Origin of the sequence: Spirillospora sp. NBC_01491 (assembly GCF_036227065.1) — a bacterium.
Taxonomy (GTDB): Bacteria; Actinomycetota; Actinomycetes; order Streptosporangiales; family Streptosporangiaceae; genus Spirillospora; species Spirillospora xylanilytica.
Window position 1 is genome coordinate 4,912,204 of the sequence record NZ_CP109432.1, and the last position, 20,580, is coordinate 4,932,783.

Annotated in this window: 27 protein-coding genes; 17 read left to right on the forward strand and 10 right to left on the reverse strand. The window is 67.7% G+C overall.

Annotated features, from left to right (window positions below):
• The first annotated feature begins 62 nt into the window (after positions 1-62).
• The 3 genes from OHA34_RS22835 to OHA34_RS22845 all read left to right on the forward strand — a co-directional run bounded on the left by OHA34_RS22835 (position 63) and on the right by OHA34_RS22845 (position 1,991).
• On the forward strand, positions 63-1,103 hold the full coding sequence (locus OHA34_RS22835; protein WP_285939630.1) for a TY-Chap domain-containing protein: 1,041 nt from the start codon (positions 63-65) through the stop codon (positions 1,101-1,103).
• Positions 1,100-1,741 (forward strand): GNAT family N-acetyltransferase, encoded by a 642-nt coding sequence (locus OHA34_RS22840; protein WP_285939629.1) that lies wholly within the window; start codon positions 1,100-1,102, stop codon positions 1,739-1,741. Before OHA34_RS22835 ends, OHA34_RS22840 begins: the two co-directional genes overlap by 4 nt.
• Before the next feature lie 88 nt (positions 1,742-1,829).
• On the forward strand, positions 1,830-1,991 hold the full coding sequence (locus OHA34_RS22845) for a hypothetical protein (protein ID WP_285939628.1): 162 nt from the start codon (positions 1,830-1,832) through the stop codon (positions 1,989-1,991).
• Here OHA34_RS22845 and OHA34_RS22850 read toward each other — a convergent pair.
• Together OHA34_RS22850 and OHA34_RS22855 are read right to left on the reverse strand one after the other, a co-directional pair.
• Entirely contained in the window at positions 1,965-2,720 is a 756-nt protein-coding gene (locus tag OHA34_RS22850; RefSeq protein ID WP_285939627.1) for a DUF6928 family protein, read from the reverse strand. The two genes, OHA34_RS22845 and OHA34_RS22850, sit on opposite strands and share 27 nt — an antisense overlap.
• A 154-nt stretch (positions 2,721-2,874) precedes the next feature.
• Complete coding sequence (locus tag OHA34_RS22855; protein WP_329518855.1) at positions 2,875-4,002, reverse strand: serine hydrolase domain-containing protein; 1,128 nt, start codon at positions 4,000-4,002, stop codon at positions 2,875-2,877.
• Positions 4,003-4,246: 244 nt separating this feature from the next.
• On the opposite strand from OHA34_RS22855, the gene OHA34_RS22860 reads away from it, so the two are divergent.
• From OHA34_RS22860 to OHA34_RS22870, 3 genes are all read left to right on the forward strand, one after another.
• Positions 4,247-5,368, forward strand: a complete 1,122-nt coding sequence (locus OHA34_RS22860; RefSeq protein ID WP_329518856.1) for a sensor histidine kinase — start codon at positions 4,247-4,249, stop codon at positions 5,366-5,368.
• Complete coding sequence (locus tag OHA34_RS22865; protein ID WP_329518857.1) at positions 5,356-6,000, forward strand: response regulator transcription factor; 645 nt, start codon at positions 5,356-5,358, stop codon at positions 5,998-6,000. Before OHA34_RS22860 ends, OHA34_RS22865 begins: the two co-directional genes overlap by 13 nt.
• 114 nt (positions 6,001-6,114) lie before the next feature.
• Positions 6,115-6,663: a hypothetical protein gene (locus OHA34_RS22870; protein ID WP_329518858.1), complete on the forward strand. Its 549-nt coding sequence runs from the start codon at positions 6,115-6,117 to the stop codon at positions 6,661-6,663.
• A 421-nt stretch (positions 6,664-7,084) separates the two neighbouring features.
• Here the strand turns inward: OHA34_RS22870 and OHA34_RS22875 are convergent, their stop codons facing one another.
• Complete coding sequence (locus OHA34_RS22875; protein WP_329518859.1) at positions 7,085-8,077, reverse strand: WD40 repeat domain-containing protein; 993 nt, start codon at positions 8,075-8,077, stop codon at positions 7,085-7,087.
• Positions 8,078-8,609: 532 nt separating this feature from the next.
• On the opposite strand from OHA34_RS22875, the gene OHA34_RS22880 reads away from it, so the two are divergent.
• Positions 8,610-8,741 (forward strand): hypothetical protein, encoded by a 132-nt coding sequence (locus OHA34_RS22880; protein ID WP_329518860.1) that lies wholly within the window; start codon positions 8,610-8,612, stop codon positions 8,739-8,741.
• A 22-nt stretch (positions 8,742-8,763) separates the two neighbouring features.
• Here the strand turns inward: OHA34_RS22880 and OHA34_RS22885 are convergent, their stop codons facing one another.
• Entirely contained in the window at positions 8,764-9,339 is a 576-nt protein-coding gene (locus OHA34_RS22885; RefSeq protein ID WP_329518861.1) for a GNAT family N-acetyltransferase, read from the reverse strand.
• A 370-nt stretch (positions 9,340-9,709) separates the two neighbouring features.
• Between OHA34_RS22885 and OHA34_RS22890 the strand changes: the two genes are divergently transcribed.
• Positions 9,710-10,306 carry a hypothetical protein gene (locus tag OHA34_RS22890; protein ID WP_285939618.1) on the forward strand — a complete coding sequence of 199 codons (597 nt, stop codon included), beginning with the start codon at positions 9,710-9,712 and terminating at the stop codon, positions 10,304-10,306.
• Positions 10,307-10,638: 332 nt separating this feature from the next.
• Positions 10,639-11,013 (forward strand): hypothetical protein, encoded by a 375-nt coding sequence (locus tag OHA34_RS22895; protein ID WP_329518862.1) that lies wholly within the window; start codon positions 10,639-10,641, stop codon positions 11,011-11,013.
• Positions 11,014-11,413: 400 nt separating this feature from the next.
• On the opposite strand, the gene OHA34_RS22900 is transcribed toward OHA34_RS22895, so the two are convergent.
• From OHA34_RS22900 to OHA34_RS22910, 3 genes are all read right to left on the reverse strand, one after another.
• On the reverse strand, positions 11,414-12,637 hold the full coding sequence (locus OHA34_RS22900; protein WP_285939616.1) for a cation:proton antiporter: 1,224 nt from the start codon (positions 12,635-12,637) through the stop codon (positions 11,414-11,416).
• A 618-nt stretch (positions 12,638-13,255) separates the two neighbouring features.
• A complete protein-coding gene (locus OHA34_RS22905) occupies positions 13,256-14,104 on the reverse strand; it encodes an AAA family ATPase (RefSeq protein ID WP_329518863.1) in 849 nt (282 codons plus the stop codon).
• Between the two features lie 30 nt (positions 14,105-14,134).
• A complete protein-coding gene (locus OHA34_RS22910) occupies positions 14,135-14,272 on the reverse strand; it encodes a hypothetical protein (protein WP_329518864.1) in 138 nt (45 codons plus the stop codon).
• A 161-nt stretch (positions 14,273-14,433) separates the two neighbouring features.
• Here OHA34_RS22910 and OHA34_RS22915 point away from each other — a divergent pair, with 161 nt between their 5' ends.
• Positions 14,434-14,679 carry a hypothetical protein gene (locus OHA34_RS22915; RefSeq protein ID WP_329518865.1) on the forward strand — a complete coding sequence of 82 codons (246 nt, stop codon included), beginning with the start codon at positions 14,434-14,436 and terminating at the stop codon, positions 14,677-14,679.
• A gap of 448 nt (positions 14,680-15,127) precedes the next feature.
• Here the strand turns inward: OHA34_RS22915 and OHA34_RS22920 are convergent, their stop codons facing one another.
• Both OHA34_RS22920 and OHA34_RS22925 read right to left on the reverse strand, forming a co-directional pair.
• Positions 15,128-15,679: a guanylate kinase gene (locus OHA34_RS22920; RefSeq protein ID WP_329518866.1), complete on the reverse strand. Its 552-nt coding sequence runs from the start codon at positions 15,677-15,679 to the stop codon at positions 15,128-15,130.
• Positions 15,676-16,263, reverse strand: coding sequence for an AAA family ATPase (locus OHA34_RS22925; RefSeq protein WP_329518867.1), 588 nt, complete (start codon positions 16,261-16,263; stop codon positions 15,676-15,678). Before OHA34_RS22925 ends, OHA34_RS22920 begins: the two co-directional genes overlap by 4 nt.
• Before the next feature lie 390 nt (positions 16,264-16,653).
• On the opposite strand from OHA34_RS22925, the gene OHA34_RS22930 reads away from it, so the two are divergent.
• From OHA34_RS22930 to OHA34_RS22950, 5 genes are all read left to right on the forward strand, one after another.
• Positions 16,654-16,809: a hypothetical protein gene (locus OHA34_RS22930; RefSeq protein WP_329518868.1), complete on the forward strand. Its 156-nt coding sequence runs from the start codon at positions 16,654-16,656 to the stop codon at positions 16,807-16,809.
• Positions 16,810-16,925: 116 nt separating this feature from the next.
• Positions 16,926-17,153 (forward strand): SPASM domain-containing protein, encoded by a 228-nt coding sequence (locus OHA34_RS22935; RefSeq protein WP_329518869.1) that lies wholly within the window; start codon positions 16,926-16,928, stop codon positions 17,151-17,153.
• Between the two features lie 5 nt (positions 17,154-17,158).
• Positions 17,159-17,887: a methyltransferase domain-containing protein gene (locus OHA34_RS22940; protein WP_329518870.1), complete on the forward strand. Its 729-nt coding sequence runs from the start codon at positions 17,159-17,161 to the stop codon at positions 17,885-17,887.
• Positions 17,884-18,315, forward strand: a complete 432-nt coding sequence (locus OHA34_RS22945; RefSeq protein ID WP_329518871.1) for a hypothetical protein — start codon at positions 17,884-17,886, stop codon at positions 18,313-18,315. Before OHA34_RS22940 ends, OHA34_RS22945 begins: the two co-directional genes overlap by 4 nt.
• Before the next feature lie 219 nt (positions 18,316-18,534).
• On the forward strand, positions 18,535-18,690 hold the full coding sequence (locus tag OHA34_RS22950) for a hypothetical protein (protein ID WP_285939607.1): 156 nt from the start codon (positions 18,535-18,537) through the stop codon (positions 18,688-18,690).
• A gap of 287 nt (positions 18,691-18,977) precedes the next feature.
• On the opposite strand, the gene OHA34_RS22955 is transcribed toward OHA34_RS22950, so the two are convergent.
• Positions 18,978-19,271, reverse strand: a complete 294-nt coding sequence (locus OHA34_RS22955) for a hypothetical protein (protein WP_329518872.1) — start codon at positions 19,269-19,271, stop codon at positions 18,978-18,980.
• Between the two features lie 228 nt (positions 19,272-19,499).
• Here OHA34_RS22955 and OHA34_RS22960 point away from each other — a divergent pair, with 228 nt between their 5' ends.
• Complete coding sequence (locus OHA34_RS22960; RefSeq protein WP_285939605.1) at positions 19,500-19,679, forward strand: hypothetical protein; 180 nt, start codon at positions 19,500-19,502, stop codon at positions 19,677-19,679.
• A gap of 50 nt (positions 19,680-19,729) precedes the next feature.
• Positions 19,730-20,512, forward strand: a complete 783-nt coding sequence (locus OHA34_RS22965; protein ID WP_329518873.1) for a hypothetical protein — start codon at positions 19,730-19,732, stop codon at positions 20,510-20,512.
• The last annotated feature ends 68 nt before the right edge of the window (positions 20,513-20,580 follow it).

Here is a 20,580-nt window from a genome sequence, read left to right on the forward strand (position 1 = left end):
GCCGCACAGCCCTCCCGCGCGCCCGTAGGTTCCGATTGGATGCATGGCGATGGAGTGGACCAATGAAGAGAACACGAGAACGCGCCGGAGCTGCGGCGCGAACTGGCCTTGAACGCAAGGTCGGGTTGGAGCACCACGTGAATGAAATCGGCGATACCCCGGATGCTATTTGGGATGTTCTCGCCCAGCCGTACTCTTTCGCACCGGCCGGGTCGGCTTCATGGCTGGTCCATTTTCTGGACGACACGAATTCAGACGGTGATCGGATCAGACTGGGCGACCCAACAACCCGGACATATATCATCTTGAGCAGGTTCATGGATGATTATGTCGTGGCAGAAATATTTGAAGCGCGCGAACTTTCAGACGTCCAGCAGGAGCGGCTCGGTTCATTGGGCTGGAGCCTGACAGTCACCGGAACTTCCCCGATTTCCCCTACATGGTCCTTGGAGTGGAAATGGTACGAAGACGAGGCATTCCTCACCAGTTGCGGCGAGGCCGTCCTCAGCGCGCTCCGCGAGGTGCTGAATGTGCCGGCAGAGCGACTGCGGTGCTGGTCATGGGGCGAGAGCGGCCCACTCGACGTGCCGCACATGCTAAGGAGCCGTGATGCGCGCCCCACGACGTTTGGGGCTGCCGAACAATGTACCGACTGGGAGGACCTTCGACGACGGCTTGACTGGGTACTACTGACCCTCCCGACCGATGCCGCCGTGATCCTGACCGCAGCGGATTCGGGAGTGCAGTTCATGACTGATTTCCGCGGGTGTGTGGTCACCAGCGCCATCGACCCGGAACTCGACCCAGCCGATCTCCCGGAGCCGGGAAAGGCCATGACCGACCGGGCACGACAGATGTACGAGATCGGCTGGAGGCCTAAAGGCCACGCACCGGACTTCGCTGACTGGACACTCGGTGAACCCGTGATCTGGGCGGACACCGGCCCGCTGGCCGAACAGGCGATAAAGGCGCTACAGGCACTCGGCATCCGCGACCCGTCGGAGCTCACGGTTGAGGCCTTCCGCAATGGCGCCGACAAAGGCGACCCAGAGCATGTCGCCAAAGAGCTGGGTGTCCAGGCCGCCGAACAAGGAACAAGATGACCGTGACCCACTGGCCGTTGTTCCAACTACGGGTGCGCACGCCACGGCTGGAGTTACGACTCCCCACGATCGAAGAACTTGACGCGCTCGCCCAACTGTCCACCGAGGGCGTCCACGACCCGGACCAGATGCCGTTCGCCGTCCCGTGGACAGACCAACCGCCCGCCGAGCGAGCCCGGGGCCTCATGCAGTTCCACTGGAGGCAGATGGCCAACTGGACTCCCCAGGACTGGAACCTGCAACTCGGGGTCTTCCTCGACGACCACATCGTCGGAGTGCAAGGCATCATCGCTAGAGACTTCATGATCCTGCGTGAAGTTGGCACCGGCTCTTGGCTGGGGCAGCGCTACCAGAGCCAGGGCATCGGCACCGAGATGCGGGCCGCCGCACTAGAACTGGCCTTCTCCGGGCTCGGCGCCGAATCCGCGGTCACCGCGGCGTTAAGCGACAACACCGCCTCCAACACAGTCTCCAGAAAGCTCGGATACCAACCCAACGGGATGGTCCGCACTCGAGTGCGCGACACCCTCGGCTACGAGCAGCGATTCAAACTCGACCGCGACCGCTGGCAGCAACACCGAACCGTTTCCGTTCAGATCGGCGGCCTCGAACTATGCCTTCCGCACTTCGGCCTCTAATGTGAGGCGCCCACACGCACGCAGCCATCTATCCCGACGCCCTCGCCCTCCCCGCGGCAAGGCTCAACTCTCGAAGGGAGGGGAAACGATGACAGACAAGACCATCAAAGACAAAGTGCTGTGCTACATCGCTCGGGACGGACGGTCGCTGGTCTTCCGGCACACCGACCACAGCTACGAAGAAGTCGGGATTCAGATCCCTGGCACAGGACAGCAGCGCTGCTCAGAGGCTGTCGATCTCGGTCGGTGAGCCGTCAGGGGCGAACGTGAAAAGTCGTGGCGGCCCCATGGTCCGGACGGCTTCGTTGATGGTGGCATCGCGCTCGGACACCTCGTCCGGGTCGGATGGATCGGTGAGCCGGAATCCGAGGAGTCCGACATCGTTCGGGTCGGCGTCGTCCGGCTCGGGCATGCCCTCCAGGATGAAGCCCAACAGCGCGCGCAGCGCATCTTCGCCGAGGTCCAGGGGGTGGAACGGCAGCGGGTACGGCTCGTCCGACCAGTCAGGATCGTGCGGGACCGGATGTTCCCCGGCCCAGTAGGCCGCTTCGAAGGGAAGCGGCTCGCCGATGTTCTCCATGACCCCGCTGTCGGGGGACAGGCTGAGTGAACGGATCAGATGTCCGTCCTCCCACACGGCGAAGGCCAGCCAGTCGACGACGCTGTGCATCGCGTGCAGGACCAGCCTGCGCCCTATGCTCGCCTCGACCAGATGGGGCGCGAGCTGCGAAGGGCGGTCGGACATCACCCGCTGGTCGCAGATGATGTCGACTCCCGGAAGCCTCGCGGCGTAGGTCGTCCCGTAGCGCGGGTAACAACCGTCGCCAAGAGATGACGGTTCGGCCTCTCGGACCGCCCAACCGGGATAGAGGTCCTCGATCAGGACCGCGGTCTGCTCCGGATCCGCTACGGATGCCGCACGAAGGGCCTCCTTGATATCCCTGTCGGCGTATACCAGTAGCCCAGTCTTGGCGCCCATATCCCGCTCCTTGTTCCATATCCGCGGCGGCGGAGAGCGTATCGGTCCGCTGGGACAGTCCGAGCAGTGCTGAAGTGGCGGCGACCGGCACTCAAGACCGTCCCGTGATGGTCGAGCTGTGAGCGACACGCATCAACTCCGGACTCCGACCATCTCAACGTCGCGTGTGGCCGGCGTTCGGGGTCGCGCACAGCGCGTCGTCGACCAGCTTGCTCTCGGCCTGTGTCACGCGCAGGACGTGGTCCGCCGATTCGGCCTGCACACCCGACATCGAGAGCGTGACGCTGCGCCGGCCGTCGGCGGTGACACCGGCGGCGCTGATCCAGCCAGAATCACCGCCCTCATGACCCCAGTACGTGCCGCCGCACGACAGCGGGCGGGAGAAGAGCCCCAGCCCGTCCCGGGCGCCCGGCATGAGCGGTTCGAACTCCTTGCCGACGGGAATGGTGTGCTTCATCTGCGCCAGCTGCGTCGAGGGCAGGAGTCGGCCACCGAGCAGGGCGCGGAAGAACCGGTTGAGATCGGCGGTGGTGGAGACGAGTCCGGCCTCTCCGTTGTTGACCAGGCCGGCCTGCTCGGTGACGTCCACGAGTGGTTCGCCGCGCTGGAACCTCTGGTAGGTCTTGGCGTGCGGCTGGGGCAGCGTGGGCGAAGTACCCGGCCAGAAGGTGTGCTCGAGGCCGAGCGGCCGGGCGATCCGATCACGTACCTGCTCATGCCAGGGGTGCCCGGTGACCCGCTGGATGACCATGCCGAGCAGGGCGTAGCCGGTGTTGGAGTAGCTCCAGTCCTTGCCGGGCCGGAAGTCCGGACGGTGGCGCATCGCCCGCGCGACGGTCTGCTCGGCCGTGTAGGTGTCGTATCGGTGCTGGTAGAAGTCCTCCGCCGAGGTGTAGTCCGGGTAGTCGTCGTGGATGCCGCTGGTGTGCTGGAGCAGTTGGCGGACAGTGATCGCGCGGCCATCGTTGCCGTTCCCGGACACCACGCCGGGAAGCCATCGCTCGACCGTGTCGTCCAGGGAGAGTTCCCCGTCGCCGACCAGTTGCAGGATCACGGTGGCCACGAACGTCTTGGTGACGCTGGCGATCCGGAAGTAGCCGTCCGGAGAGACCTGCCGCCGGGTCGTCAGGTCGGCGACGCCGCTGGTGGCGATCTGGTTCCGGCCGTCAGGGCCGCTCAAGCGGGCCTGGACGCCCGTCGCGCCGAGCGCGGTGAGCGCGGCGGCGTTGCGCCGAAGCCCGGCCCGGTCGTCGTGGTGTCCGGCGGCGCTCGCGGCGGGCACGCCGGCAGAGAGGGTGCCGGCCACGATGGCGGCCAGGGCCAGGTTCCGTCGGATGGATCGGCCGCGCCGCCGCGGTGAACGTATCGGTGAACTCGTCATGGCGTTGACGCTAGGTCCGGCCGGGGGAAGCGGACGATACCACTCACCAGTGGGAAAAAGGGGTGGTGGGCTGTAGTGTCAGGCCCGATCGCCGTGGCCCAGACTCGTGCAGATGAATCACCAAGGGGCCGGTCGGCTTTCAGCGATGTGGCGCGGCCTGGGCTATCTGCTGGGAAGCCTGTTCACCACTGCGGCAGCCCTGTTCGCGCTGCCCGTGCTGATCGTCCCGATGATGGCCCGCGCCTGGGCGTCCCGGCACCGTCGCCGCGCCGACCGGTTGCTGCTTTCTCCGCGTTCTGGTCCCGTCCGTGTCGGTATGTGGCGCGTGCTCGGGTGGCTGTGCGCAAGCATCGTGACCAGTCTGACGTTCGGGCTCGTCGTGCTGCTGTCCGCCGGCAACGCGGTGGCCACAGCCATCACGGTGCCCTTGTGGTGGGCGTTTCCCGCCGACACGCGCCTGCGCTTCCTCTTCACCGGCGTGCCGCTGTCCGGATGGGGCACGGCATTGACCTTGGGGACGATCAACTTCCTCGTGTTCGCGGCGCTGACCTACTGGATGGTTCCGCCACTGGCGCGCCTCCACGCCCGGATCTGTGTCGCGTTGCTGTCCCCCACGGCTGCGGAGCGGTTGGCACAGCGTGTGGACACCCTGACCGAGACGCGGTCCGGCGCCATGAACGCGCACGGGGCGGAACTCCGCCGGATCGAACGCGACCTGCACGACGGCACCCAAGCCCGGCTCGTGGCCATCGCGATGCGGCTGGGCACGGTCCGTGAGTCACTGGACGAGGTCCCTGAGACGGTGGCCAGACTCCTGCGGGAGGCGCACGAGGGTACCGAGGAGGCCATGGCAGAGCTTCGAGAGGTGATCCGGACCATCTACCCGCCGATCCTCGCCGACCGCGGCCTCGCCGGAGCGCTGGCGGCACTCGGGACCCAATCGGCGATCGCCCCGAGGCTTGAGATCGGCGACCTCGGGACCGTTCCCGCCGCGGTCGAGGCCGTGGCCTACTTCACGATCGCCGAGGCGCTCACCAACGCCGCCAAGCACAGCCGGGCCACCCGGACCACCGTCCGCGTCGCACGCGCCGGTGACCGGCTGTCGGTCGAGGTCACCGATGACGGGATCGGCGGCGCCGACGAGACGCTGGGCACCGGCATCGCCGGAATCCGCCACCGCGTCCTGGCGCTCGACGGCACCGTCCGCGTTCACAGCCCCGCCGGCGGCCCGACCACGATCACCGTGAGCCTGCCGTGCGGGTCGTGATCGCCGAGGACAACGTCCTGCTTTCCAGCGGGCTGGAACTCCTGCTGACCAGCAAGGGCTTCGACGTCGCCGCGATCGCCCAGGACGCCCCCGGCTTCATCACCGCCGTCACCGAACACCGACCCGACATCACCATCGTCGACGTACGGCTGCCGCCGACGTTCCGCGACGAGGGCATCCACGCCGCCCTCCACGTCCGCCGCCAGTACCCCGGCCTGCCAGTGCTCGTACTCTCCCAGTACGTCGAGCAGCAGTACGCCGGCGAACTGATCTCCGACAGACGCGGCGGCGTCGGCTACCTCCTCAAGGACCGGGTGAGCCGGGTGAGCGAGTTCATCGACGCCCTGCGGCAGGTCGCCGCCGGCGGCACCGTCATGGACCCCGAGGTGATCGCGCAACTCCTCACCCGTCACGCCCGCGACCCGATCGCCGGCCTCACAGCACGCGAACGCCAAGTGCTCGCCCTGATGGCCGAAGGAAAGGACAACGCCACACTCGCGGCCCGGCTCGTCATCACCGAGAACGCCGTCCACAAACACATCGGCAACATCTTCGCCAAGCTCGGCCTCTCGCCGGCCGACAGCGGCCATCGCCGCGTCCTCGCCGTCCTCACCTACCTCAGCAGCCGGTAAGGACGCCCGGCGAGGGGCGCCCAGTCCGGCCCCGTGCCCACGAACACCGGGCGCGCCCCGGCGTGACGCAGCGCGAACCATGGCGGTGATCAATATGGCACACTGCCTGGGTTCGTGCTGTTTTTGGGCTATAGCGCCGCTGTCGAAGGCTTCCTGGAGCAGAACATGCAGACGCCAAGCTGGAGAGACCGAATCCAGTCAGGCCCACTGTGGGCCTACTTCCTGTATTTCATGCTCTTTGGTCCTCTGACTGGAGGCGCTTCTCTGCTCTTCACAGACGCCTCTACTTCCGCTGTGCTCTTGATGGCGATGTTCGGGAACCTTTCCTTCGCCGGCATTATGACGTGGTGGATGGCTGTAATGCGGCGCAGGGATGCGGATGCGACCGGCGGCATCCAGAAAGCCGAAATGCTGAAGATGGCGCGAGCGGCCCGGACCGGCGAACTTCCGCCAGATCGGATCTTGGACCATCCGATGCTCGCTCTCATAGAGCGCAGGCAAAGACAGAACCGAAGATCACTGGTCTCCCTCCCACTGATCCTCGGATTCGGCATAATGTATAGTTTCGTGAACGCACTGAACTCATCCGCCAACTACTGGTGGCTTGTGGGGATGTTGTTTGCCCTCATGACTCTTGACTGGTCCAGGCTAAGCGAAACTTGACCAAGTTGGACCGCCTGGAAACGGCGATCAATATCCGCGCTCACGAACTGGCCGATTGATCCGGCGGATATCTTACGGCCCGCATGGGAGTCCCCTATGCAACTCCCACGAGAATTCATACCCGCTCATGTCACTCGGCACCGTGGAGGCGGATTCCCTCCAGCAAGGTCTTCGCGTTCTGCCTTACATGCGCCACGGGGTCGATCTCGCTCAGTTCCTGCACAATCTCGACAAGTCCGTTGGTCCCGCCGGAGGCGTCCAATCGCTTGAACCGCACGCGAGCATGCACGTGGTGAGGGCTGCTTCGTCTGATCACGGATGTGCTGGTCCGGCTGGTGAAGACTGTTCTCTCGTTCTCAGGGTGTTCCCCGGCTGCGGGTCGGAGCGCTCCGAAGTGGTCTCGCCGGCCGGTGCGGCTGTCCTATCCGGTGAGTTCTGAGAGCGCCGGCCACACCTCCACGGCCGCGAAGGCGCCGGGAAGGGAGGACACCAGTCGGCCGTCCGGGGCGAAGGTCATCGTGCTCATCGGTATCCAGCCCGGCCCTGGCTCCGGTCCCATCACCGCGAGAGGTCGCCCGCCCTGATCCAGGATGAATGCGCGTCCGCCGTAGTCGACGGCGACCGTCCCGTCCGCCGGGTTCACCGCTGCCAGGCAGGTGTGCACCAGGTCCTTGCCCGGAATCATGGTCACTCCTTCGCGCCGCGGTAGCGATCCCCAGCGCGCAAGGCGGCGATCGCCCTCAAGACCGCCCGCGCAGAGGTGGCCGTCGGCCGCCAGCACGCGATCGCGTGCGGAGTCCACCAGCACGGTTCGGATCCAGACCCCGCGGTCACTTGCGGGCGACCTCAGGGCGGGAACCTCGCGGTCGGCGTCCCGCAGCGTCCGGATCGGTGTGCCTTGGTGCAGGTCCCACACCACGACCGAACGATCCCAGGCCATCGTGACCACCCGGCGCTGGCCGGGGGCCACCGCGATCCACATCACCTCTTCAGTGCCCGGAAGCACGAACCTGCAAGAGCCGGTGACCAGATCCCACACCCGTGTGCCGTCCCTGGCCGCCGTGACCACGACCTGTCCAGCCGCCGAGATGGCCTGGATCGGGCAGGCGTGCCCGGGCAGCTCCGTCACCATCCTCCAGTCGGCCGTGTCCAAGATCCGGATGCCGTGGTCCCCGAAGGCGCGCCTCGTGGTGGCCATCAGCCCACCATCCGGCGTCAACGACGTCAGATCGATCCCCCCGGGGCGCCCGCGTCCGCCTGTGACCTGCTCGCCGGTCGACAGCGACACGGTGAACAGCCGGCCATAGCCGTCGACGACCACGCAGGTATCCCCATCAGGAAGAACCGCACGCGCCTCGGGGATGTGCGCCCGCTCTACCTTGATCGTGCGACGTGGTGCCAGAACTTCGATCACGGCCCGCTCCCCAGGGTCGATGCCAACACGCCGATCGCTGAGCCGGCCGGCGCCCGCCGACGATCAAGCTCCGCTGACCATAACGGCCAAGATCGACCGAGGTCCCGGGTTCCGAACCCGTCCACCGCGGTTCGAGATCATCCGTCCGTGTGGCTCCCACTGTTGCTCCCAAGGAGCCACCTCGACCACCGGTTTGCAAAGCCGGTCATGAGCCCAGTGCCCGACCTGGCGACCCCCTGACCTGGGCCTCCTCGGCGATAGCCCCGCAAACGACCGTGAGTCCCCGTTGATCACCTTGCCAACAGGCACGCAACGGGCACGGCCGACGGATTCACAGTGCGCCAGGGATTCCGGTGTCACTCCCCCACTGAGCCTTTTTCAGCGGCGGTGCGGGGACTGCTGACCACGTGATGGTCGCGGTCTGTGTGGCTGCCCCGGAACGTCAAGGAGCCCCTGGTAGGACGGTTGATCTCTCACAATCGCTCGTCTGCATCAGAGGCTCCGCATGCTTCTGTATCGTGCTTCGCTGCCGTTGCCGCGCCAGACCCTGACCCACGCCACCGGCGTCGTCCGCCGGCACCGCAAGGAGATCGGCAGCAAGGGCCGGGCACTGCCGCCCGGCCTGCAGTGCGTCAGGTCGATGAGACTGTGCCAACTCCACTGAGACCGGACAGCGGGGCGGTCCATCACTCGGGAGCGGGCCATTCCTCGGCCAGGAGCGCGTATGAGAGACCGTCGAGCCATCCCTTGGTGCGGTGGAGAGAGTCTCTCACCGTGTGCTGTTCGCGGCGCATCCCAACCCGCTCCATCAGCCGCCACGAAGGTTCGTTGTCGTAGAAACAGTCCGCGTGCAGGCGGCGCAGGCCAAGACTCCCGAAGGAGACGTCGATGAGGGCGCGTACCGCTTCGGTGGCGTAGCCCTTGCCGCCGTAGGAGGGAGCCAACGTCCACCCAAGCCCTCCTTGGACGCTCTTCGCCTGGTCAGCGACCTCCTCCTGGGCCCAAGCGTCCTGGACCTGCAGCGTCAGATCGCCGATCACCCGGCCGTCCAGTTCGACGATGAGCAGGTCCGCGAGCCGCTCCTCATGGAGAAAACGCTCACGGTGGTCGTCGTACGTCGCCGTGGCGGCCCCGACCCATTCGTGAATCTCCGGCAGCTGCCGGTAGGCCCAGGTCGCGTCCAGGTCGTCAGGGGCGGCCCGGCGCAACAGCAGTCGGTCGGTGGAAATCGGCCAGTCCAGCGTGTCAAGAGGGTGACGCATGGGCTTCATGCTGACAGAGAGCCGTGGTGACACACAAAACGGACTACTGCGGGCGATCTCCCCACAACGACGCGGCGATCGCCATCACCATCTCCGCAACCGCGGTGCCCGCCTCGATCCTCATCTCCGGTCTGGCGATCACCTAGGACCGGCACCGCGACCGCCCGTATTGGGCACAGACCTGGCACACGGCTTGGTGACTGGTCGGCGCAGTCACAGGTCAAGGTAGGCCCGGCTCCTGGCCTCCCACAGTGGAGACCTGGCCAAATGTCGCCCATCGGAGCTCGGAGTCCCTGACCGGTTCCGCGCGGCCGAAGCACTGCCACCGATGCGGCAAGCTCTTAGAGGCCGAAGAAAGGGCGATGTCGGCGTGAGCGATGTTCAGGATGATCTCGTGGTTCGGCCGGACCTCCGGACAGGGCTGATCGTTCTGGCCGTCATGGCAGTGGCCACCGCGGGCATCGTCGCCGCGATCCTGATCGGCGACGCCCCGACCGTGTTCGCCCTGATCGTGGGCGGCCTGTTCGCCGTGCTGATCCCCCTGGCGCTCGGGGCCCTCCTCAGCGCCCGGATCACCCTGACGGCTCACGAACTCGTCGTCCAGGGATTGTTCACCCGAAAGTGCCAGCCACGCTCACGCGTCGCGGAGGTGGTGCGCGCGAGCATCACCGCGCCTCGCGGAGGGGCAGGCGAGAGCCTGTTCGTGCTCGACGCACAACGCAACCTGCTCATCAGGGTGCAGGGCGGTCTTTACACGCACGAGGATTTCGCCCGGTTGGTGAACGCGCTCGGCGTGCCGTGCAGCGGGCCCGACGGTCCCGTCGACGCCAAGGAATTCGCCAAGACGAATCCGGGCCTTGTGTCGTGGGCTGAGCAGCATCCCTACCGGATCGCCTTCGCGGTCGCCGGCATCGTGTGCGCCGCAGCCATGGCACTGGCACTCGTTTCGATCGCGACAGCGTCCTGACCCGTCCGACCGGACGACGTCACCCAACGCGGAACTCCGACGCAGGCCAGTGCAGCACATCGACAAGCGATTCATTACGAGTCTCACAAGCAGATCCGCACCCGGCCGGCCTCGTCCGCTGACCTGCTCGGCGGCCCAAGGCCAAGAACTCGACGCGTGCGGTTCCGCTGCCTGACCTGTGCGTGGCGGCGTTGTGCGAGCACAGGGTGCGTCAACGGGTCGAGCGGGCGGACGCCTGGCCGGACCGGCGGGACCGTGGGAGGCAGCGCGCCCCGAGTCACGCTCGTTCAACCAGCGTGCGGAATGATGCGGCGATGCCAGCCTCTCCCAACTTGGTCAAGGACCTGATCGCCCTGGCGGTCGAACTCACCTGGTTCTTTGAGTCCTGCGACGACGGAGACCTGAACTCTGACGACGCGGTTCGGCAGATGGAGTGGATCGCTCACGTGCTCGGCCAGCAGAACCGAGACGACCGAGCATTGATCCTCACGGTCGTCCGCGAGATGGCAGCCAAAGAACAGAGGCCGGGGGCCAGGGAGTTTTTGGAGACGTTCCCCGAGAACATGGGACTGCTCGAGACAACGCTGGCTGAGGCGGCGCAGGCGGCGGGCCGCGCCAACGGCGCGAGCGCCGCCCTTGATCACCAGGGACGTGTACGGGCGTCTGTTCGTGGACGACAAGCGTGCGGCGGCCGTGGGGATGAGTAGCGCCCTGTTCGGAGACTGATCCGGGCGCGTGGCTCCCACCGTGGCTCTCACGGCACAGAAAAAGGCCCCTTCCATCTCTGGAAGGGGCCTTTGACCTGTGGTGCAGCCGGAGGGATTCGAACCCCCAACCTTCTGATCCGTAGCCACTGGCAGGACCGCGCTGGGCCGCTCCACCCCAGCTAAAGCTGTGTGTCAATGATCGGGTGCGTAAGCCGTTGTGTGCCTGTGCTGCTGTACTTTTCTGCTGTACAGCAGACCCGACGGCAGCGCTTTCACCCGGGTAGTCTCCCCCTCGCCGTAGTTGAGCCGACGTGAGCGCGGAGACCCTCACCTTTCGCTCTGCCTGAGCTTCCCGTGTGTCGTCCTCCACGCACTGCGCTGCCAAGCCTCCTGACGCTGATCATCCGCGCGGATGAGTGCTTTGGTCCGCGGCGCGGACGACGCCCAGACGGCGGGCCACCGGGGTCGCGGTCAGCCCGTACAACGTCACCGTCACGACGATCACCAGGAACGTGACGGGCAGGATCTTGGAGGCACCACCGATTCCCTGCGCGGCGAGCTGGACGGAGAACGTCGAGGCGGTGGCGGCGGCGACGATGCCGCGCGGGTCCATCCACCCGATGAAGCACCACTCGCCGGTCGTCAGGCCCGTCCCGCGCGTTGCCAGGTAGGCCAGGAGCGGTCTGACGAGCAGGACCAAGGCGGCGACCAGTCCCAGGGTCGGGAGCGCCACATTGGCGACCGACTGTGGCGTGATCGTGGCCGAGATGGAGATGAACAGGAGGCCGATGATCAGCTGGACGAGCGTCTCGGAGACCGGCCTGCGTGCGGGGAGGTCGAACCTCTTCAGGTTGGCCACGGCCAGTCCCATGATGATCGCCGCCAGCAGGCCGGTGTCCTCGCGGGCGATGTCACATGCGGCCGCCACGCCGATCACGGTGGCGATCTGTGTGGTGGTGGCGAGCACCTCGCCGAACCGGAGCGATCGCATCAGCAGCCACAGCAGTCCTGTCCCGATGACGCCGCCGGCCAGGCCGACTCCGATGCTGAGGACGAACTCCAGCACGTGGGCGCCGGAGCCTATGCGGGCCTTCTGGAGGACGGCGCCGAACACCACCGCGCCCAGGATGCCGCCGATCGGATCGACCAGTGAGCCCTCCCAGACCAGGATGCGCCGCACCCGCTCGACGGGTCGGACGAAGCCGAGCAGCGGGCTCACCACCGTTGGGCCGGAGACGACCAGAATGGCCCCCAGCATCACCGCCGCGCCCGCCGACAGGCCGAGCAGCGGCGCGGCCAGCAGCGCAGCGGCCGCCATCGTGCCCGGCACGCCGAATACGATCAGCCTGACCACGATGCGGCGGGTATCTCCCTTCAGCTTCCGCAGATCCAGTCCGAGACCGGAGTCGTAGAGGATCAGCGCGACCGACAGTGACACCAGGGGCTCGAAGGCCGCCCCCAGCAGCCGGTGTGGATCAATGTCATCGATCAGCGCACCCGCGACGAAACCGGTCGGCAGCAGGACGATCAATGCGGGGATGCGCAAGCGGTCCGCCAGGAGCTGAGAGGCGACCGCGAGTGCGACGGTCAGGCCCAGCCCAAAAAGGATCTGATCGGTTGTCATAGCGCCCCCCTGGCCCCGCGTTCACCGGCCCTTGCGGACGCGGCTCATCGGAACGGCGTCAGCCGATCACAACGACGAATCGCGCACGCTCAAAGATCGTGGGCGACCTGCTGGCCGCCGACGCCGAACCCCTCCCAGCCCCTAACTGAGCCCGCCAGCATGCTGCGCACCGAGCAGGAGCCCCCACCCGACCCCGCCCCGGGCGCGAATCCTGCCGCGGACCTGGCCACTCAGATGACCGGTGACCACGCCAATATTGGCAACGCTCCGAAACCTAGACGCTACTGGACGGAGTATCGCCAGGTTGGCGCGGACACACCATGACCTGGATCCCGAGACGAAGGTTCAGAACCACAACCCGCCTCAGGCCCGGCCATCACCTGCTTCAAACCGGCCGAGGTCCCGTGAACACCGCCAGCGTCAGCAACTCCCGCTGCCCGGCGCATGCTCGTGCTCCCCGCGTTGCGCCGACTCCTGGCCTGCTACACCTGGCCGCATCGGTCCGGGGTGCTCATCCGCGCGAACGGCGAAACGGTGTGACAGACCGATTCGCGCGGATGAGTGCCCCGGCTCGCGGGGGGCTGGGGGTCGCGAGGCCCCCGCTTCGGGCACGCTCAACTACTGTCCTGACCCACCAGCGTCCGCCGGTTTGATCGAACGGCCTTGTGCAGGTCTGTGATCAACGCCCTGCGGTGCTGGCGATGGCGCTGGGAGATCTTTTCGCATTGGGCGTTGCGGCGAGTCTTTGAGGGTGAGGGCTGCGCCTAGGCGGTTGTCGATGGTGTGGTGGATGCCGGGCGGTGGGTCCTCGGTGAGGGTGCTGGTGTACTCGTCCCAGTTGGTGAGCTTCCAGGTGTCGTGGGGTGCGTCGCGGTGTTCGATGTACTCGCGCATGGAGTCGATGTCGCTGTAGACCCAGATCGCTGAGACATCGACGCCTCGGGCTTGGCAGCGGTGGGACAGGCGGGGCAGCCAGCCGACGGTGTTGAGTTCGGTGATGAACGGCGCTGCCAGGATCATGGAGACGCCGCAGTCGATGTTGCCGTAGGCGGCGTTCATAAGGCTCCGGTACTCGTGGGGGCGTACGTCGGTTCGGTAGAGGTCGGTGTGGCGGTCGTGGGAGTCGCCGCCGAGTGAGGTGAGCAGGCGTTCGGTCATGCGGCGGGTGAGGGTGTCTTTGTCCAGGACGGCCCAGCCGGATAGGTCGGCCAGGAAGCGGGCGAACTCGCTTTTGCCTGATCCGGCGTAGCCGCCGACCAGGATCAAGGCGGGGCCGGCGCCTGCGTTGGCGACCGCGCGGCTGTGCCCGGCGTTGGCGATGCGGGTCTTGAGCGCGTCGCCTCCGGGGAACAGGCCCGAAAGGTCGAACGGGGCGTCATCGGTGGCGGGCTGGTCGCCTCGGGCGTGGGCGGCCATGCGTTCCAGGACCGACAGTTGGATGTTGTGGGCGCGGGCGATGTAGGGCAACCAGTCGTCCGGGACGCGTTCGCCGCGTTCTCAGCGGGACACCTCGTTGCGGGTGAGGGTGGCGGTTCCCGCCAGCTCGCACAGGAGGGCCGCGTGGGCGCGTTGGCTCTTGGTGCCACGTAGGCGCGCAACGTACGCGCCGAACTCTCGTCGTCGCTCGGTGCTCATCCGGCTACCTCCGTCTCACAGTCTGGCCCCTTCCTGGCCCCCTCTCGGGCTCCTTTGCCGAATGCGGTGACGCGCGACCTTGGGTGATGTCGTTTCCACACTGCACAACGGGTCTGGTGATCACTGTCCGGGTCCGTGCAGCCGATGTGAGGTCATCCGCGATGGACATGCGCACACGCTCTCAAGACGAGGATCTGGCCCGGCTCCGAACCGACTTCGTCGGTCACCGGATCTGGCGGTCGATCCGTCAGGACGGACGGCTCGGCGACTGGGTCGCCTCCCTGCACGACCCGGACGCCGGAATCGACCCGACGGTGATCCGGAGCGGGCCCGGTGCGCTGCGTGAAGCGCTCACGGAAGAGCGCGAGCGAGTTCGGAAGATCAAGGAATCCGGTGACGGGGCTTAATGGTGCACCCGTCCCGCCACCGGACGGGGCCGCAAGGGAAGGGGCGACCTCGTGGGTGGAGGAGACAGCGCGGTCGATGAACGACCCCTCGGGTTCGTCGGCCGTGCTGTCTCCAACCGGCTCGTTCGCTGACGTTGGCACTTCCGCTGGGCCTGCCGTCGCCTCGACAAGTTGGCGCGTGACCTGGGCCTTTTGGGGTGGGGGACGGAGCGGCGATACGAGCAGATGCCGCCGGTGCTTCATGTGTTCGCGCCTGATGCGCCGATCGTGGGCGACAGCGTCATGGTCGTTCGGGGGGCGCTGTACTGGTGGTACCTGTCGAGCACGGGGGCGTGGCTGGGGCCGTGCTCTGAATCGTGGCGCGCGGCCGATTCTGTTACCGCGCTGCTGGCGATGTGGGGAATCGAGCCCCGGAGGTATGGGGGCTGGCGCTGACCTGGGCCTCGTCTTACGGCTGGATGGTCTCGATGATTCTCCGGGCCGCCTCGGCAGGCTCGGACTCGTCGGTATTGATGGTGAGGTCGAACGGCTTGGTCTCGCCTGCGGTCTGGAGATCGGCGTACGTCTCGTCCCACGCCTGTAGGCGTTTGGGGCGGTCTGCGTCGCCCCGTAGGCGGGACCGTTCGGCGCACACCTCGCGAGGTATCCATAGGAGGACGGCCGTCCATGCCAGCGGGACCGCTGCGCGTAGACGTTGCAGGTCGGCGACGTTGCCCATGTGGGCGACGGGGATGCGGCCGGTTGTGGTGAGCGCGTCGACGTCGTCGCGGTCCACGGCGTAGCGGTTGCCGTAGCGGTGGGTCTCGACCAGAAGGCGGCCCGCCGTGCGGAGGGTGTTGAGGTCGTCCGGGGAGACGTAGCGGTAGCCGGTGCTGCGGCCGGCTCCGAGCTTGAGCTTGGTCAACAGCGTGAGGCGTTCGTCCTGGCGGGCCAGTGCGGCCGTGACCGTGTCCTTGCCGCTGGTGGGTGGGCCGTAGAGGATCACGCCTTGCCTGGTCACCCGAGGATCTTACGCAGGGCCTCCCGCGTCTGGTCGGCGATGCTGATGGCCGCGCCCTGGCGGTTGTCGATGGTGAGGTGGACGCTGGGCGGGCTGGTCGCGGTGTCGATGCCGCGGGCGTAGTCGTCCCAGTGCTCAAGCTTCCACGCGTCGCGGGGGGCGTCGCGGAACTCGATGTACTCGCGCATCGAATCGATGTCGCAGCGGACCCAGATCGCGGCCACGCCCATGCCCTTGGCCTTGCACCGGTTGGTGAGCCGGTTGAGCCATGCGGGGTCGTTCAATTCTGTGATGAACGGCGCGGTGAGGATCGTGGAGATTCCGCAGTCGATATTATCGAATGCGGTGTCCATAAGGCATTTGTACTCCAGCGGTCTCACTTCGTTGAGATAGAGATCGCTATGGCGGTCGTGCTGATCACCTCCGAGCGTCGCGAGGACTTTTTCACCGGCGTAACCGCCGACCAGGACGAGAACCGGGCTGTCGGTCCCGTCGGCGAGAACTCGTCCCCGCCACGCGTCGACCACCCGGTTCTTGAGAACGCTTCCGGCGTCTGCGTCGCGGGCCTGGCTGCCGTCCGTCATACATCCACCTTCACATCCCCCATTCGGACTGGTCGAGCGCCCGATATGAGCCGCTTTACAAGTAAATCGAAAGGGTCGTCAGATGACTGTGACAAAGCAGCGCCCCGGCTGGCAGCCCCTCAGGCTCCGTGAGCTACGCGAGGCGCACGGGCTGACTCTTGAGGCGGCCAGATCGCCGGGACGCTGCTGCGCGAAGCGGACGGGTGGTGGCGCGGCGTCGCCCCCAGCGGCCGGGTCCGCAAGTTCTTCATCGCCCCCGACGAGGACGGCGACCCTCGGCTGATCGCGGCCGAACGGCTGATCGGCCCATGAGACCCCGCGGCCCCGGGTTTGCTGGCGCGCGCCCGGGGCCGCGGCACCAACCGATGCAGCGCGCCGAAGGTGGTTCGCATGACCATCACGACCGACATCCCCGCACCGACGCGGATCGAGCCCGTCGCGTTCCTCGAACTGGAGATCACCCGGCGGTGCACGGCCGCGTGCTTGCACTGCTACAGCAACTCCGGGCCCGCGGCCGGGACCGGGACCATGACGCCCGCGGACTAAACGCGGGTGATCGAGCAGGCCGCCGCCCACCCCGCCATCGACTCGGCATCACCGACCACAACGTCGACGACGCCCGTCCGGTCGGCCGGGCCCTCGGCCGTGGTGCGGCCACGTCGGTGCATGACCTGTGCGGGTCGTGCGGGCGCGGCCGGGCGGCGATCGACACGAGCGGGCGGCTGATGCCGTGCGTCCTCGGCCGTGCGTTCGATGCCGGGAACGTCCGCGACGCCCCGCTCGCCGAACTGCTGGCCGCCGACCGGTGGAGTGAGATGGTCGCGTCGATCACGGGGAAGGCCGATCGGTGCGGTCCGGCGGACAGCAACGACTGCGACCCGGCAATCTGACGGCCATGGACTGGAAACCGCACGCCGCGCGCCTCGCCGAGCAGGTCACGCACGCCACGTCCCGGTGGCGTCCCGTCATCGCCTCGGTTCCGCGGCACGAGTTCGTTCCGCGCTGGTGGGCGTGGGCCGCGCCCGCGCTGGGCCTGTACGGAGCGGCGACCTGGGACCTGGTCGACGGCCCGGCCGACGAGGGCGGCTGGCTGACGGCCGCCTTCACCGACCGTTCCCGTGTCACCCGCGTCGGCACCCGCCACGCCGACGACGCCAAACCGGGCGAGCAGACGGCCGGGTCTCCGACCTCGTCGGCGACGCTGCCAGGGTTGCTGGTGCACATGTTCCAGCACGCCCGCCTGGCCGACGGCCTGGACGTCCTGGACGTGGGGACCGGGTCGGGGTACGGGACCGCGCTACTGGCCACGCGCCTCGGCGACCGGCACGTCACCTCCGTGGACGTGGATCCCTACCTCGTCCAGGCCGCCGCCGAACGGCTCGACCGGACCGGGCTCCGGCCGCAGGCGTGCACGGTCGACGCGACCGGGCCGGTACCGGGCACGTTCGACCGGATCATCGCGACGGTGTCGGTCCGCCCGGTCCCCGCGTCGTGGCTGGCCGGGCTTCGGCCCGGCGGCCGGCTGGTCACCACCCTGGCCGGAACCTCCCTCAGCCTCACCGCCGACTCCACCCCGACGGCGGCGCCGAAGGGCGGATCGAATGGGACCGCGCAGGCTTCATGACCTCGCGCAACGGCCCCGACTACCCGCCCGACGTGGTCGCGGCGATCGCCGCGGCGCACACCGCCGAGGGTGAGGACGTTGCGGCGGGCCGGTACCCGGTGGTGAACGTGATGGAGGCGTGGGGGCTGTGGTCGATGCTGGGCGTCACCGCGCCCGGAATCAACTGCGACTACCGAGAGACCAAGGGCGGCGACCGTACCGCGGTCCTGGTCCACGATGATGGGTCGTGGGCCCGCGCGACCGGCCACCCCGACGGCCCGGTGACAGTTCACCAGGGCGGTCCGCGCCGACTGTGGGATGTCCTCGACGACATCCGCGCCCGGTGGCTCCGAGACGGGTCGCTGCCCGTGCACGGAGCCCGCGCCACCATCACTCCGGACGGCGTGATCCACCTGCGCCGGGGGTCCTGGACGGTCACCCTCACCTGATCCGTCACGGCCCCGGGGCGCATGACCGCCCCGGGGCCATGACGTCAGGCAACGCCGCGAGCAGTTGGCCAGCAAGGCGAGGGGCACGAGGGTGTTCTTGAGGGTGGTCAGCACTGGGGGATGGCCGCGGGGGACATGACCGTGGCGGTGGTGGCGCACGCCTCCGGACTATGACTCAATACATATGCTCAATCACTCTCCGAAATCACTGGAGGCGAAATGCCGAAGTCCCTCGAGCCCCGCGACGCCGGTGCCATCGACGTCACCGCCCTGAACCTGGTGCCCTCGGAAGCGCCGAACTACCAGGCGGGTAGCTGCACCATCTGCCACTGGGGCCTGACCGCTATGTGCGACGACTTCAGCACCCAGGCCTGACCGACCGGCGAACACGGCGGTCCGCCCCGACCCGCCAGGGCCGGCGGCGGACCGCCACCGGCCCCGCCCTCCCGTCGAAGCGAGAGGACGGGGGCGCCCGCGCGGGGAGCGTCGCCGCCCACGGGGCCAGGCGGCCGGGAACTGCGCCGGCGTCGGGACGGTAACCCCGCGCGATACCCGCAGTCCAGGAATGACGAAAAGCGCCACACCCCCGCAGGGATGTGGCGCTTCCTGTCGGTCGGCTTCTCTCCCGGTAGTGCGTTGTCCGCACCGGGTTGGGTTGGGGACTACGCGACGTAGACGCTGGAGCCGCGCTCCTGGACGGTGCGGCCTCCGGGAGGAACCACGGCCAGCATCTCGCCGGTGCAGTTCGGGCTACTGAAGATCAGGGCATACTCGTTGGTCCGGTTCTGGAGGATGAGCGGCCGGGTCTGGGCCTTGATGCAGCCGCTCGGGTTATGGACCACCTGGCCGCCGCCGAAGACGAGTTCTCCGTGCGCGGCGGAGGCCGTGCCGGGCGCGGCGAGGGTGAGCGTTCCGGCTACGGCGAGGGTTCCGAGCGTGGTCGCGACTCGTTTCATGGTGACTCCTGAAGATCCGAAGCGGCCGGCAATCCACCGACCGTCACAAACAGTATTGGAACGTTAACAGCGAGTCACCGAAGTTCGGTTCGGCCGGTCGAGCTCCTGCCTGTCGACCACGTCGGTCGGTCGCCTCGGCGGAGGCTAGGTGAATCTTGCCGAACCGCAAGTCATGGCGACTCTAAGTCATCATTAAACTACTGATTGTCATCAAGGGGAGGGTTGATCATGAAACGTATCCTCATCGCCTCGATCACGGTCGCGGTGGCGACCATGATCACTGCGGTTCCGGCCAGTGCGGCACCGTCGATCACCGCCGAGCAATGCATACAAGGCGGAGGTCATGTCACGGGTTACTTCGGGACCTGCGTAGGCGGAGTCTACGACGGCTACCTGATCGACCGCTGACAAGCGGCGGCTCCCTGATCACGAACGAGATCAGGGAGCCGAGTTTGCACATGCAGGACCCGCACAGGGAGCCCACCACCAACACCGACCGCCTCGCCACCCTCCGACGAGCACGCGTCTGCGCCCAGATCAACGCCAGCAAGGCACAGGCCAACCTCGCCCTCGTCGACCGGCTCATCGAAGAGGAGGCCACGGCGCGCGGTCTGCCGCCCAGCCCACCGGCCCCGCCCGCACAGGAACGTGCCAATCGGATCTGGCTGGCACGACTCGGCGCACTCGGCGTCGTCGTCCTGACCCTCGTCCGCTGGAGCCATGGACACTCCGTCCAAGCCGCCGCACTCGTCGCCGCCGGCACGGCCGCCGCTGGCAGCATCGCCGTCGCGCCCCTCGTCGCGCCGCTCGCCGTCGACCTGCCCCGGAACAACCGCGGCGAACCCGCGGCCCCTCGGCCGATCGACCCCGCCGACCCGCCCCCCGAGCCGACGCCCGTTCGCCCGTCCCGCACACCGAGCTCCAGCTCGACTCCGAGTCCTTCTCCAAGTCCGTCCGGCACCCCGTCGCCCGCACCGAGTCGGCCCACCTCCAGCCCGCCCTCGACGGCCCGCCCACCCGCCCCGTCGTCCGACTCCGGCCCGTCGACCCCGTCGACCAGTCCGCCGCCGGTCGACGAAAGCACCGGCGGAGAGTCCCAGGGACCGAGCGACCCGGCCAGCCAGGTCAGCCAGGTCAGCCCACCATCCATGACCGAGCCGCCCGGCCGGGCCGGCATGTCCGGGTTGTGCGTGGCCGGCCCGGAGCTGCCACTCCCCATCGGGACCCGGGTGCTCTGCTAGAGCCGGTCGCCCAGCGACGCGCGCCGTGACGCGGCCACCGCGCGCTTGCCCGGCGGTGGCCTTCGCAT

What these genes read in the sequence shown, in the direction of transcription:
- OHA34_RS22835 (WP_285939630.1), top strand. Translation starts at nt 63, where the DNA reads ATGAAGAGAACACGAGAACGCGCCGGAGCTGCGGCGCGAACTGGCCTT.
- OHA34_RS22840 (WP_285939629.1), top strand. Translation starts at nt 1,100, where the DNA reads ATGACCGTGACCCACTGGCCGTTGTTCCAACTACGGGTGCGCACGCCA.
- OHA34_RS22845 (WP_285939628.1), top strand. Translation starts at nt 1,830, where the DNA reads ATGACAGACAAGACCATCAAAGACAAAGTGCTGTGCTACATCGCTCGG.
- OHA34_RS22850 (WP_285939627.1), bottom strand. Translation starts at nt 2,720, where the DNA reads ATGGGCGCCAAGACTGGGCTACTGGTATACGCCGACAGGGATATCAAG.
- OHA34_RS22860 (WP_329518856.1), top strand. Translation starts at nt 4,247, where the DNA reads ATGTGGCGCGGCCTGGGCTATCTGCTGGGAAGCCTGTTCACCACTGCG.
- OHA34_RS22885 (WP_329518861.1), bottom strand. Translation starts at nt 9,339, where the DNA reads ATGCGTCACCCTCTTGACACGCTGGACTGGCCGATTTCCACCGACCGA.
- OHA34_RS22900 (WP_285939616.1), bottom strand. Translation starts at nt 12,637, where the DNA reads ATGACAACCGATCAGATCCTTTTTGGGCTGGGCCTGACCGTCGCACTC.
- OHA34_RS22910 (WP_329518864.1), bottom strand. Translation starts at nt 14,272, where the DNA reads ATGAGCACCGAGCGACGACGAGAGTTCGGCGCGTACGTTGCGCGCCTA.
- OHA34_RS22915 (WP_329518865.1), top strand. Translation starts at nt 14,434, where the DNA reads ATGGACATGCGCACACGCTCTCAAGACGAGGATCTGGCCCGGCTCCGA.
- OHA34_RS22925 (WP_329518867.1), bottom strand. Translation starts at nt 16,263, where the DNA reads ATGACGGACGGCAGCCAGGCCCGCGACGCAGACGCCGGAAGCGTTCTC.
- OHA34_RS22930 (WP_329518868.1), top strand. Translation starts at nt 16,654, where the DNA reads ATGACCATCACGACCGACATCCCCGCACCGACGCGGATCGAGCCCGTC.
- OHA34_RS22940 (WP_329518870.1), top strand. Translation starts at nt 17,159, where the DNA reads ATGGACTGGAAACCGCACGCCGCGCGCCTCGCCGAGCAGGTCACGCAC.
- OHA34_RS22945 (WP_329518871.1), top strand. Translation starts at nt 17,884, where the DNA reads ATGACCTCGCGCAACGGCCCCGACTACCCGCCCGACGTGGTCGCGGCG.
- OHA34_RS22950 (WP_285939607.1), top strand. Translation starts at nt 18,535, where the DNA reads ATGCCGAAGTCCCTCGAGCCCCGCGACGCCGGTGCCATCGACGTCACC.
- OHA34_RS22955 (WP_329518872.1), bottom strand. Translation starts at nt 19,271, where the DNA reads ATGAAACGAGTCGCGACCACGCTCGGAACCCTCGCCGTAGCCGGAACG.
- OHA34_RS22960 (WP_285939605.1), top strand. Translation starts at nt 19,500, where the DNA reads ATGAAACGTATCCTCATCGCCTCGATCACGGTCGCGGTGGCGACCATG.
- OHA34_RS22965 (WP_329518873.1), top strand. Translation starts at nt 19,730, where the DNA reads ATGCAGGACCCGCACAGGGAGCCCACCACCAACACCGACCGCCTCGCC.